This window comes from Stieleria varia (assembly GCF_038443385.1).
In the GTDB taxonomy this organism is placed as follows: domain Bacteria; phylum Planctomycetota; class Planctomycetia; order Pirellulales; family Pirellulaceae; genus Stieleria; species Stieleria varia.
Genome location: NZ_CP151726.1, coordinates 6,042,802 through 6,056,833, shown reverse-complemented (window position 1 = coordinate 6,056,833; position 14,032 = coordinate 6,042,802). Strand labels below are relative to the sequence as shown.

The window sequence follows — 14,032 nt, the reverse complement described above, 5'->3', positions numbered from 1 at the left end:
GTTCTGGACCGGCATCGGCCTGCACGAGAATAAATGAAGTGACTAATTTACACGATCGCCGCCCGCATAAGAGCCGGTCAACTTTGCCACCGTTTCGATCAGCTTGGGGCTATTGACGGGCTTGCTGATGAATTGAGTACAACCCGAGTTGAGGGCTTCCTGGATTTCGTCGGCTGTCGCACCGGCCGTCAACGCGATGATCGGCATGGTCAGCCCTTGATCACGAATGGCTCTGGTCGCTTCACGGCCACCCATCTCAGGCATCTGCATGTCCATCAGGATGCAGGCAAACGGTCTGCCGATCGCCTCTGCTTCACGCACCGCTGCGACGGCTTCCGCACCGTTGACCGCTTCAACGACTTCGGCACCGGCCCTGGACAGGAAATGTTTGGTAACGTGGCGTATGTCTCGGGCATCATCCGCGACCAAGATCCTGCCGCGGACGGTTGTGATCATTCCGCTATTGGTCCGCTCCGGAACCAAATCCTCGGTCTTGGGAGTGATCATTTCAATCTGTGGAATATCGCCGATGGGCAGTTGCAGGGTGAACGTACTTCCTCGCCCCTCGACGCTCGCGACGTCGATCTCTCCGTCGAGCAGATTAGCCAAACGTTTACTGATCACGAGTCCAAGACCAGTTCCTTCAACGCCAACGAGTTTCTCGTTGTCGTGGACTTGTGAGAACATTTGGAAGAGACTCTTGATCTTGCGTGCCGAAATGCCAATGCCTGTATCAATTACCCTAAAGAAAATGAGGGAATCTTGACAGGATACCACCAGTCGGACACTACCTTGCGGCGTGAACTTGATCGCATTGCCTATCAAATTGACGAGGATTTGCTCGACCCGCGACCGATCGCTGTGCAGTTGCGCGGGTACCTTCGTTTCAAATTCGATACTCAAGGGGACATCGTTCGCCTTGCTGCGATGCCGCATCAGGTCCATCAGGTCGGCAAGCATTGGGACCAACCTGAACAGCGAGCGCCGAACCTGTAGCTTGCCGGCTTCGACTTTGGAAAGATCGAGGATGTCATTGATGATTCTCAACAGGAAACGACCGTTACGGATGACGGTTTCCAGGTGCGTTTCCTCCACCTTTTTTCCGTCTCTCAAGTCTCGCAGGGCGATGTCGGTGAATCCCAGGATCGCCGACATGGGCGAGCGAATCTCGTGGCTCATGTTGGTCAGGAATGCCGTCTTGGCCCGGCTCGCGTCCTCCGCAGCCAATCGAGCTTGTTCCAGGTGCACCTCGGTGTCCTTTCGTGCCGTCACATCACTCATGTACAACGCCGCACCGCCGTTGATGGGAAACGATTTGGCGTCGTACCATCGGTTCAAGTGCGTCGCAAAATACTCTTTGCTCTCACCACGCTGCGAACGACGGACGCGATCCAGCAGTGACAGCAAGGGAGATGTCGGATCATCAGCGAACAAGACTTCATAGGGTTTCCCGATCAGCTCGCTATGCTCCTTGACGGCGGCCATTCGTACGGCGGCCGCGTTAGCGACACGAACGATGCCCTGGTGGTCAAAGCTGATGAAGGCGTCTTCGATGTTCTCGATGACTTCACTGATGATGTTTCGAGTTTCCGTGAGCTGGCGTTCCGTCTCTTTACGTTGCGTGATGTCTTCCACCAGCGAGATCGCGCAGGGTGGAGTTCCGTCAAACTCGTGCCTCATGGAGACGGTCAATCGAATCCAGACGCAATGACCGTTCTTGTGAACGTACCTTTTTTCCATCGCATAGCCCGGGATTTCACCACGTCTCAATTTTGCAAACTGAATCAGATCCTTGTCTATGTCCGCTTCGTGCGTGATGTCTTGAAAGGTTTTCTGCATCAGTTCATCGCGTGTGTATCCGACGATTTCACAGAGTTTCTCGTTCACGCGTAGCCAATGTCCGTCCAAACTGACGTGAGCGATTCCGATAGCGGCGTTCTCAAAGGTGCCGCGGTATTCTTCTTCGCTCTGTTTCAGTTTTAGACTTGACTGCATCGACTCCGTGACATCGTTTTGGATTCCGACAAAGTGAGTGACGAGCCCATCCGCGTTTGTGACCGGCGTGATGATCAAGTCATTGTAGAAAGGTGATCCGTCCCTCCGGTAATTGAGGACGGTCACTCGGCATGTGGCGCGGTTTCGGATGGCAGCACGAATCTTGTCGATGGTATCTTTGTCCGTATCTCGTCCCTGCAGAAAGCGACAGTTGCGATGCAGTGTCTCTTCGCTACTGAAACCCGTGATCTGCTCGAAACCGCGGTTGCAGTACACGATCGGCATGTCGTCGGCCAAGGCATCAACAATGATGATGCCGTTGCTCGAAGCGTCGATCGCTCGTGTTCGTAACCTCAACTCTTTTTCCGCGACACGCAACTTGGTGACATCGTAGATGGTGATCGCTGCAGCGGTGAGCTTGTCGTCATCATCCAGCACGGGAGTCACCCGAAGCAGGAACGTCACTTCGCTACCGTTCCACTCAAAGCTCACTTCTGCGGCATCCGTTCTGCCGTTTCGTCGCAGTGCTCGTAGTTGTTGTTGGGCAGCTCCATCCAGTTCCGCTGGCAGCACGTCTGCCAAGTGATAGGTGCCCTCATCTTCCCATAGATCGCCGAAATGGCAGCGGGCGCCGCGATTCCAGCTCGTGACGGTTCCGTCAAGCTCGACGCCGATGATCGCATCGGTGCTGTCCGAAACGATTGACGTCAATTTCCGTAGATTGTCGGCCGTTTCCTTCACGCCACTGATATTGGTGAATGTGAGGACGGCACCTTGTCGGTCTTTGTAAGGAGCGACACGCAGCAGGATCGCGTCGCCGTGACGATCCCGTGTCTCACACTGAATTGGTTGATCACTCTCTCGAACTTCGCCGATCAGCGAAATCAAGTCGACATCCTCGAAGCGCTTCGCATAGTTGATCAGTGATTCGCCGACGGGATTGTTCGTTCTCAATGCCAACATGTCGACCGCCGTGGGAGTGATGCGACGAATCTGCATTTCAGAATCGACCAGGACGATGCCAAGATCACTCGCCCGCAAGACGTTTTCTAGGTCTGCAGTCAGTTCTGACAGCAGAATGACGCGACGATCGCTCTCGGCATAGGTCGTATGAAGTTCTTCGTTGACGCTGTGCAACTCTTCATTCGTGCTCTGCAGCTCTTCGTTGCTGCTGGTCAATTCTTCATTGCTGGATTGGAGTTCTTCGTTCGTGGTCTCCAATTCCTCGATCGTTGCCTGCAGGTTTTCACGCGTGAACTCAAGGTCCATTTCGAGGAGGCGAATATGCTCTTCTCGCAGTTCAATGCTGTCACCGCTAAGCAGTGAACTGGACTGTGGTGCAAGTGGCGAGCGATTGGGAGGCTCTGACAACGACTTCGACGAAGGCTCAGCAGGAACCGGAGGTTCCGCCGTCTGAGACGATTCTTTGTTAAAAGTGATCAGCAGGTAAGTCTCACCTACTGTACCATGTTGAAACGATTTGACCTTGATGGTCACCGCCGTCCCGTTGGCGGATGCCCGTTCGGTTTCCTCGCTGCTGGAATTCATTCGCAGTCGTTGGAGAGCAATCGCGACGGGAACTCGAAACACGGGATTCAAAATGTCTTCTACCGTTCCTGACAAGCGACCTCCGGGAACCGATGTGTATTCGGACAGATCACCGAATACTTGAACCGGCTGTAGGCCGTCATTCACCAAAATGGATGGCGGGGCGTAGAGCTCCATCATTTTGTCATAGGTCAAGACGAGTCCAGGCGATGGAGCACGAGACGTTCTTGGTCGCATTGAGATCCGTGGTGTCGCGTAGGGTCTAGAGCGGATCTTGAGATCCAAGGGTAGCCGAGTGTCTCGTTCTTTCTGAAAGATCCGCCACTGTTTATCCAGAGCTGCGTACTGTTGCTCTGAATCTCCCGGTGATTCACTTGGCCCCAACCACAGCGCACCGCGTGCTCTCAACGCATGGGTGAATGCGGTCAATACACGGTCTTGTGCTTCGTCCAGCAAGTAGATCAGCATGTTGCGACATGTTACCAAATCAAGATTGGTGAAGGGCGCGTCTTGCGTTAGATCGTGACGGGCAAAAACGATTGAATCTCGAATCTCCTTGTTGATCTCAAAAGAGTCGGCCTTCTGCGTGACATACTGTTCCCTGAGCTTTGCCGGGATCTCGCGCAGCGACTCCTTGGGGTAGGTGGCTCGTTGAGCGAAGCGGATTGCTTCGGGATGCACATCGGTTGCAAAGATCTTGATCCGATAATCAATGCCACTTTTCTTTCGCTCGTCATGAACGAGCATGGCAACGGAATAGGCTTCTTGTCCTGTGGCGCAGCCTGCGACCCAAACGCGATATTCATCTCCGGCAGACTTCGTACGGGCCGCTGGTCTCAATACACGTGTGGTCAACCGATCGTACCCGTCTTCGTCGCGAAAAAATCGCGTCACGCCGATCAATAGATCGTCGTGCAGTTGTGAGAGTTCCTCGGGATTCTCTCTCAGGATTTTCACATAGTCGTCTATGTCACTGACATCTCGTCGCAGCATGCGTCGCGACAATCTGCGAGTAAACGTTCCGGACTTGTAGTTTGCGAAGTCGACACCGCTGTAGGACACGAGTAATTGACAAACCGGATCCAAGTCGCCACGGCCGATCGTGGGCGCTGACTCACTCACCACTTGCTCAACCGATGCCCCACCGAGAAACGACACGAGTGCTTCTGCCAATTCCGGAACGGGCGCGACCACGTGAACGCATTCGGTTTTCATGGCATTGAGTGGCATGCTATTGAACTGAGCTGAGTCTTCATCTTGACACAGTACGAGCCCTCCTTCGCGGCATACTTCTTGAATACCACTGCTGCCATCGCTACCTGTTCCTGAAAGGATCACTGTGGCGATACGTCTTTCCTCCTGTTCGGCGAGAGATGAAAAGAAGCGATCGATGGGCAGGCTTAGTTCAGTCGTTTCGTCACGGTTGATCAGGTGCAAACGTTGCTCCTCATACACTACGTGTTTTCCAGGAGGCAGCAGGTAAACCGTATTGGGTTTGGGTTCGACCTCTTGCTCGAGTTGCAACGCGTCCATCTTTGTGCGTCGACCGAGCAACTCCGGCATATGACTTTGGTAGTCAGGCGACAAATGCTGGATGACGACAAAAGCTGCGCCAGTGTCGATGGGCAATTGTTCAAACAGCATCTCCAGTGCCGCCAAACCGCCGGCAGATGCACCGATACCGACAATCGGAGTGTTTGCCATCGTTTTAGATTCTGGAGACATAACAGTCTTCTATTTTTGGTACCGAGTCGTGTTGCTTGCGTTTTTTCATTCGGGGTCGCCCTCAAGGCCGGCCGGCGGGTCACCTCTGCCATGCTGTAACTCGCTGATCCATTGAAACACAACGTAGAACACAGGGGTAAAGAATACGGCCAGTATGGTTGATGTGATCATGCCGCCACAAACAGCCGTGCCAAGAGAGCGACGGCTGGCGGCGGCGGCGCCGGTCGCAAACACCAGCGGTAACACACCAAGAATGAACGCAAACGACGTCATCAGGATCGGTCGAAAACGCATTCGCGCTGCTGCGAGTGCGGCCTGGCGAATCGATTGTCCTTGTAGCCGCAAGTCTCGCGCGAACTCCACAATCAGGATCGCATTCTTGCTTGCCAACGCAATGATCAACACGACGCCGATTTGAACATAAGTGTTGTTGTCCATGCCCAGCAAGGAGATGGCAGCAACGGTTCCGAGCAGCCCCAGGGGGACCACCAAGATCACGGCAAATGGTAGCACCCAGCTTTCGTATAGAAATGCCAGTACGAGATAGACGATCAGAATTGCCAATCCAAAGACGTAGAGTTCTTCCCCCTTGGCTTGACTCTCCTGCAGAGAAACACCACTCCAGTCGAATCCGATCGACTCGGGAAAGCTCTTTTCTGCCAGTTGAGCCATCTTTTTCAAAGCCTCCCCCGAGCTGACCCCTCTGGCCGCGGAGCCGGTCACGTTGGCTGCAGGATAAAGATTGAATCGGCGAATGATTTGAGGGCCGAATATTTCCTCAATCTGCATCAAACTGCCCAGTGATACCATGTTCCCCGCTACGTTCCTGACGTTCAATCGACGCACATCATCAACTTCGTCTCGAAAGGGACCGTCCGCCTGCAGTGTGACGCGATAGGTGCGTCCAAACTTATTGAAATCGTTCACGTAAGCAGAGCCCAATGCAGCTTGCAGGGTTGTGAAAACATCGCCAAGCGGGACTTGCATACTGATTACTTTTTCGCGATTCACATCGGCATACAACTGTGGGACACCGGCTCGGAAAGTCGAGTTGACTCTTTGTAGCTGGGGGTCCTCCGCCGCCGCTGCCAGCAACTCATTGACGGCCGATTGCAATTGCAGGAGCCCCGCTCCTCCACGATCCTCGACTTGCATTTCAAAACCACCGCTGGTTCCCAATCCCTGGATAGCAGGTGGTGGGATGACCAGGATAAAGGCATCTTTGATTGCACCAAACTTTTGAGAGAGTTGTCCGATCAATGGCATTTGCTGGACGTCCGGCGTTGTACGCTGATCCCAATCCTTCAGCCCGATGAACATCGTCGCTGCGTTGGACGACTGGCTGCCTTCCAGTAATGACAACCCGCCGAGTGTGAACCATGTCTTCACACCTGGTTGCTCTGCCAGGATGTCATTCATTTGCTCGATAACATCACGCGTACGGTCTTGTGAAGCTGCGTCGGGCAATTGAATCGCGGTGATCAGATAGCCTTGATCTTCCATCGGCAAGAATCCGGTGGGCACCTGTCGGTACCACCAAGCCGTAGCTCCGATCGTCAACACAAATAGGATTAGAACCGCGGGCCATGCACGAAGCAAACCGGCGACGCAAAGGACATAGGCGGACTCGATCCAGCCAAAGACCTTGTTGAACCAACGTGACAAAATAAACTTTTTTTCGTTTTCCCGCACTGGTCGCAGCCAAAGAGCGCACTGAGCGGGCTTCAGTGTCAGCGCGTTGATCGCGCTGAGCAACGCGGTCGCTGCGATGGTCAACGCGAACTGACGATAGAGCTGTCCGGTGATCCCGCCCAGAAATGTCGTCGGAATGAACACGGCCATCAACACCGCGGTGATGCCAATCACGGGACCGGTCACCTCACTCATCGCGCGGATGGTGGCTTGCTTGGGCGCTTCCCCACGCTCAATATGATGAGACGCATTCTCGACGATCACAATCGCGTCGTCGACGACGATCCCGATTGCCAACACCAGACCAAAGAGTGTGAGTAGATTGACCGAAAAACCAAGTAAGGGCATGACGGCGAACGCCCCGATGATGGTGACAGGGACAGTCGTTGCAGGAATCAATACGGCACGCCAATCCTGCAGAAAGACCAAGATCACAATCAATACCAGCACGCCGGCCTCGAAGAGGGTCTTGTAGACTTCGCTGATGGCAGACGAAACAAAGATGGTTGTGTCGAACGGGACGTCGTACTGGAGTCCATCGGGAAACTTCTGGGACAATGTCGCGACCTTGGCTTGAACACCTTGTGCTACCTCCAACGCGTTGGCACCGGGTAATTGGTAAATCAGCAGATTCGCAGTCGATATCCCGCCTTTCTGTGCGAATGTATCGTACGTCTGTGCACCCAATTCGATGCGTGCGACATCTCGCAAATGCGTCAGGCTGCCGTCCTCGCCGACCTTGACAATGATCTCTTCGAACTGCTCCACCTCAGACAGTCGGCCGAGTGCTGTCATCGTGAGCTGAAAGGCCTGAGAATTGTCCAGCGGTGGTTGGGCAATCTGCCCTGCAGCGACCTGGACGTTCTGTTGTCGCAGTTGATTCAGCAAATCTTGAAACGTTAATCCCCGAGCGTCCATCTTCGTCGGGTCTGCCCAGACTCGCATGCTGTAGGCGCCGGCACCACTGACCGTGACGTCGCCCACGCCATCGACTCGACTGAGTTCGTCCTTCAAACGCAGGGTGGCATAGTTCGAAAGGTACAAACTGTCGAACGTTTGGTCCGGCGAGGTCAGAGAGACGACCAACAGGATGTTGGAAGATTGCTTCTTGACCGAAATGCCTTGTTGGCGAACATCCGTCGGCAGGAAAGGTTCTGCCAACGCGACTCGGTTTTGCACCAATACCTGGGATTCCTCCAGATCGGTGCCGACCTCGAACGTCACTGTCAAAGAGTAGCTGCCATTGGAAGACGACGTGGAAGTCATGTAGAGCATGTTCTCGACGCCATTGATTTGCTGCTCCAAAGGCGCCGCGACGGTGTCGGACATCACCTGGGCACTGGCGCCCGGATAGGTAGCTGTCACCTGAATGGTCGGCGGCGTGATGTTGGGGTACCGCTCCACTGGCAGATTCCATAGCCCGACGAGCCCTAGAATCACGGTCATCACGGCGATTACATTCGCCGCAACGGGACGATTGATAAAGAAGTTTGAAATCATGCTCCGTCACCGACGTCTTCACTTGAGTCTGAGTTCTTGGTCGATCCGGACGGCTCATTTTCCACTCGCACTTTTATTCCAGGACGAATCTTTTGCAGACCCGATATGACGACTCGCTCACCGGCTTGAATGCCATCGCGAACGACCGTCATGTCGTCTCGGATGGGCCCCAGCGTCACAGACCGTCGTGAAACTTCGTTGTCGTCACGGACGACCATCACGTGACGTCCCTGTTGGTCCATTGCGATGGAATTGGACGGCACAAGAGTCGCTTTGTACTTTGCAGTGAATGGAACCCTGACACGAGCAAACAAACCGGGTGACAGAATCCCGGTCTCATTCTCAAAGGTCGCACGAACTCGCGTGTTTCCCGTATTCGGGTCGGTAACATTGTTGACAAAATCGATCACGCCTTCATGAGGAAAACCAGATTCGTTTCCCAAGCCCAGCCAAGCCTTGATCTTTGTCTTACGAGCGTTGTCAACTTTTCCATCGAGCATTCTGGTGCGGTAGTCGAGAACAGACTGTTCATCCACATCGAAATCGACATAGATGGGGTTGATCGAGACCACGGTCGACAGGATCGTTGAATCTGCGGAAACCAAATTGCCAACCGTCACCAGCGTCCGACCCAGCAAGCCGTCGATGGGTGAGCGAACTTGCGTGTAGTCGAGATCCAACTCGTTGCGGGCTACAGTCGCTTTGAGCGTTTCGATCTGACCTTGCAGATCGGCGACCGCAGCGATGGACTGATCGTACTCCGCCCGACTGGTGGCATTGCGATCCAAGAGCTGCTCGCTTCGAGACAGATCTTTGTTGGCCTGTTTCAGCTTGGCTTTCGCCGCATCCAATGCCCCCTGTGATTGCTGCAATGCGAGCTGATAGGGCTTGCGATCGATGACAAAGAGCAGGTCGTTCTCCTTGACCAGCATCCCCTCGTCGACTTTGACCTGTAGCTCCGACTCGACATTGCCTTTTGTTCGGGGCGTTTGCCGCAGATATCCGCTCACGCGTGCACGTAGTTCCACTGAATCGACCGCCGCTGTTCGGCCCGTGAATTCTCGAAAGTCGATGATGTCGCGGGCCGTTGCCGGTTCCACGAGGACGCCCGGAGGCGGTGGGGGCGTATCAGTATCTGGCGAGCGCTCTGGCGTGCAACCGACCAGCGCCACGATCGCAAGGACGGGAATCAAACACTTCATCGATAAGTTGCACTTGAGTCTTGGGCCGGCGTGGAGGGGACAACCGCTACTGCGAGCACATCTTGCGCCAAAGAATTCTCGTTCACATCGAGTGATGCTCGGTCAACGCATGGAACTCAGCCACTGCCTTGTGATCGATCACCGCGGTCGAAAACCTGCCAGCCCTTTGGCCGACGGCAGGTGCCATGGAGTGCCGTATGAAGAGAGAATGAATAAGACTGGGATTCCTCAATCCGATTCCAAGTAGTCTTCGACGTACAACATCTCGACGATCGTTTTTCCTCCGGCCAATAGCGGCGACGCAACGGCGGCTCCAGTAAACCCAAAAAGCACGCCCATGACCGCTTGGAACGAGATCAGCAGGGCTGGTGGCAGCGATACAGCTTTTTGCTGGATCAATGGCGTGACGACGTAACTCTCAAAAAGTTGCAAGACCATGTAGCCACCGATCACGGCGGTAACCACGCCGGTCCCCTGGGGCAGCGCGAACAAAACGGCCAGGAACAACGCGACTGCCGCGCCAATGTTCGGAATGAAAGTCAGCAGAGCGGTAATGATCCCGAGCGTACCGGCCATTGGTACCCCGAGGGCCAGTAGCAGCAGAAAGGCACCACCTCCCGTGGCCAGCATTGATCCGAAGCGCCCAATAAGCCATCGCCAAAGAGTGACCCCAGTACGATCGAGGACCTCGGTGATCCGCGGGCGTCGTGGCTTAGGAACCAGACAAACCAAGCCATCGCGGTAGGTGCTCGGTGAGATCGCGAGGAAAAGACCGACAAAGAAGATCAGCACACTGTTGACGACCAACCCAAACGTCGTCTTGAACATTTGCCCGATGGCTCCGGCGGCCTTCGAAACCGGTTCAGGTACGCTGTCAAGCTGCAAGCCCGCTTTGTCAGTGCTCTCGCTTTTCCCATCATCATTTTTCCCGTCATCGCTTTTCGAATCGCTTTCCTTAGCTGACGTTTGCTGAGACGAGTTCTTCTCCTGATTCATTCCCATGGCTTCGGACAGAAAGGGCGTGGAAGCAACTGTCGAATCGAGTACCGGATATTCCTTGACAAGGCTTCTCAGCTCCATCATCCCCTCATCGATCTTTTCGCTCGCCTTTTCGACTTGGTGATTGATCTGAACGAAAAAGAAGGCGTTGGCGCCCGCAAACATGACCAGCAGGGCAATCACCACACTTGCAAGAGATCCTTTGTAGCCCAAGGGAGCTTTGCCGCTGACCCAGCCAGAAAGTTTCGTGAGAAAGACTCCAAACAGAACGCCAAGGAAGAGGATCAAGACGATCTCTCGAGCGAGCACGAAAGCTGCACTCAAGGCGACGAGAATGGCGGTGATGCAAATCGCTCGGGTCAAATCGACCGGAATGCGATAGGAGGACGTTTTGGTCAAGAGACGATTCCTGTCAGAGGGGCGTGTGAACCATTCCCCTTCGCAAACGCAGTGCCATCCTCGAAAACTTGAATCGGATCCGAGCAATCACTGGAAAACCGCTCGGCAATCGGTCAATGCGGTTAATTTTCGCTCACGCTCGTCGAATCGCGAGACCTTCCTTCCAAATTCAAAGCAAGCGATAAAAATTCGTTGAATTGGGTACGACAAATGCTGAAAGGGCGACATCTCTTTGAGGGATCCTTTCTTTCACAACCGCCGCAGAATCAAAACATGAATGCTCTCGACCAACTTGGAATCCAGACGCGGCCCGCAGGCGTCGGGCCGATTCATCTCGATCAGGGAATTGCCTTTCGTGTTTGGGCTCCCAATGCCGACGCAGTGAGCGTCGTCGGATCGTTTAATGATTGGGACGGGGACGTGAATCCGATGGAGCGGGAGGACAACGGCCACTGGTTCGCATGGGTCGAGAATGCCGAAATGGGTGCTGAGTACAAGTATCGAATCCGCAATGGCGAGAACACCTTTGATCGAATCGATCCTCGGGTTCGCGCAGTCACCAACTCCGTCGGTGTCGGCCTGGTCCATGATCCTGAATTTGATTGGGATGGTGATGACTTTCAGATGCCGCACTGGAACGAACTGGTCATTTACGAAGCGCACCTGGGGACGTTCAATCGCTCGGAAGAGGATCAGCCGGGTGGATTTGCGACTTTTTCTCAGCGTTTCGATCATCTGAAAAAGCTAGGAATCAATGCCATTCAAATCATGCCGGTCGCGGAGTTCGCGGGCGATTATTCGTGGGGATACAACCCGGCGCACATCTACGCCGTCGAAAGTGCGTACGGTGGTCCCGCCGCGTTCAAGCAATTTGTCAAAGACGCACATGCGGCGGGATTTGCGGTCATCCTTGATGTTGTTTACAACCACTTCGGACCGTCCGATCTCGATATCTGGCAGTTCGACGGGTGGAGCGAAAATGGCAAGGGCGGCATTTACTTCTACAACGATTACCGTAGTACAACCCCGTGGGGCGAAACACGACCGGACTATGGCCGGGGTGAAGTACGGTCCTATCTTCGCGACAACGCAATGATGTGGCTGCAGGACTATCACGTCGATGGTTTGCGTTATGACATGACGCTCTACATTCGCAGCATCGACGCCAGCGGCGAGCATGAGATCCCAGAAGGCTGGGGATTGACCCAGTGGATCAATCGTGAGATCAGCAACTTCAAACCGTCCGCGATCACGATCGCGGAGGACTTGCAGAACAACGCCTACCTCACCAAGTCTGACATCGAGGGAGGTGCAGGTTTTGCCACGCAATGGGATGCCAGCTTTGTTCATCCGGTTCGTGACGTGATCATTCAGTCGGATGATGCCGGCCGTGACATGAACAAGATCCGAGACGCTCTCTATCACTGCTACAACGGAGACCCCTTCCAACGCGTTATCTATACGGAGTCACACGACGAAGTTGCCAATGGGAAGTCTCGCGTGCCGAGTGAAGTCGACGAGGCCGCTCCAGACAACTGGTACGCTCAAAAGCGAGCCACGCTGGGACTGGCATTGACCATGACTGCACCAGGAATTCCGATGCTCTTTCAAGGTCAGGAATTCCTAGAAGACGGTTGGTTTCAAGATGTCGATGAACTTGATTGGGAAAAGGCAGACGAGCATTCAGGGATCATCAAGCTCACCTCAAAATTGATCCAACTGCGTCTCAATCGGGATGGCAATACAAGGGGGATGATAGGGCGGCACATCGATGTCTTTCACCTCAATCACCACGACAAAGTGGTTGCCTTTCGACGTTGGTGTGACGGAGGTGCGGGAGACGATTGCGTCGTCATCATTAACTTCGCTAACCAACACTACGAGCAATACGATTTTGGTTTGCCCGCCGCTGGCAAATGGATCCGCCGCTTCAGCAGCGATCGAAAGATCTACAGTGTTGATTTTGGTGGAAACGCGAGTGGCGACATCGATGCGATTGATGAACCCCATGATGGTCAAGCGTGTCGAGGGCGTATCGAGTTGCCACCGTACACAGCACTCATCTACTCCCAAACGCGGTAACGCCCACTTCGGGGCTCGGTGGGGAAACGATGCACAGTAACCCAGGGCGACGCTGCGCTCTGCCCTGGGCTGTTATGTCAGGTCCCTTCGGGACGATAATGGTACCCCCTCTCGAGCATCCATTTCATTGCGTCAAACTCGTGGCCTGACGGCCAGCATCGTCATCGTCGATGACAGGGATGTCGGAATATTTCGTTTTCCGCGACCACCCATGTTGTATCGCCAGCGGATGGTTTGATGACGTGGGTGCCGGTGAAATCGCCAATAGCAGGCAGTACGACTTGACCGCGTGAGTGCCAGAAGCATGGCCGTTTTCCCAATCGATCTATTCGCGATGAGACTTGGATCGCCGGATGGATGTGCCCGCAAAGGTAGAGCTCGCAGGCAGAGGGAAATTCAGCTTCGCGGTCGGCGGGGTGATGTCCCAGGGCCACGTTCCGGATCCTGATTCCGGGGTCAATGACCGTGATCGGCCACGAGATTGGCAACGCTCCCACTCGAAGATCATGATTACCACGAACGAGCATCACCTCGACGTTGTGGAACTGCTCAAAAAAACGCAGCAATGATTCGCAAACGTGTGCAGCAATGGATGATTTTGCATGAAACATGTCTCCGAGAACACAGAGCCGATTCGCGTTGGTCCGATGCAGCATCCGAGCGATCGTTGCTAGCGTTGCATCGGTCGTGCCCACGGGAACCGGAATGCCACCACGACGAAACGTGGCCTCTTTGCCGAAATGAGTATCCGCAACGAACAGAATCGACTGGGCAGGCCAGAAAAGCCCGCGATCTGCGTAGAGCGTGAACGTGTTGTCCGCGAGTTGGATATCAATGGAGTCGGGCACAATCGATGTATTGCCAAGAGTCAATTCAACGGAGTGAATTTG

At 54.3% G+C, this 14,032-nt stretch carries 6 protein-coding genes; 1 reads left to right on the top strand and 5 read right to left on the bottom strand.

Features of this window, described 5'->3' with window-relative positions; genetic code table 11:
* Positions 1-42 precede the first annotated feature (42 nt).
* From Pla52nx_RS20510 to Pla52nx_RS20495, 4 genes are all read right to left on the bottom strand, one after another.
* On the bottom strand, positions 43-5,268 hold the full coding sequence (locus Pla52nx_RS20510; protein ID WP_197454707.1) for a PAS domain S-box protein: 5,226 nt from the start codon (positions 5,266-5,268) through the stop codon (positions 43-45).
* Positions 5,269-5,313: 45 nt separating this feature from the next.
* Positions 5,314-8,460, bottom strand: a complete 3,147-nt coding sequence (locus Pla52nx_RS20505) for an efflux RND transporter permease subunit (RefSeq protein WP_146520894.1) — start codon at positions 8,458-8,460, stop codon at positions 5,314-5,316.
* Complete coding sequence (locus Pla52nx_RS20500; RefSeq protein ID WP_146520895.1) at positions 8,457-9,662, bottom strand: efflux RND transporter periplasmic adaptor subunit; 1,206 nt, start codon at positions 9,660-9,662, stop codon at positions 8,457-8,459. Before Pla52nx_RS20500 ends, Pla52nx_RS20505 begins: the two co-directional genes overlap by 4 nt.
* 228 nt (positions 9,663-9,890) lie before the next feature.
* Positions 9,891-11,060, bottom strand: coding sequence for an AI-2E family transporter (locus tag Pla52nx_RS20495; protein ID WP_197454708.1), 1,170 nt, complete (start codon positions 11,058-11,060; stop codon positions 9,891-9,893).
* 273 nt (positions 11,061-11,333) lie between these two features.
* Here Pla52nx_RS20495 and Pla52nx_RS20490 point away from each other — a divergent pair, with 273 nt between their 5' ends.
* Positions 11,334-13,142, top strand: a complete 1,809-nt coding sequence (locus tag Pla52nx_RS20490; protein WP_197454709.1) for an alpha-amylase family glycosyl hydrolase — start codon at positions 11,334-11,336, stop codon at positions 13,140-13,142.
* Between the two features lie 161 nt (positions 13,143-13,303).
* Here the strand turns inward: Pla52nx_RS20490 and pdeM are convergent, their stop codons facing one another.
* The gene (gene pdeM / locus Pla52nx_RS20485; RefSeq protein WP_146520898.1) at positions 13,304-13,990 is read right to left on the bottom strand and encodes a ligase-associated DNA damage response endonuclease PdeM; all 687 of its coding nucleotides are present in this window, start codon (positions 13,988-13,990) and stop codon (positions 13,304-13,306) included.
* Between the last annotated feature and the right edge of the window lie 42 nt (positions 13,991-14,032).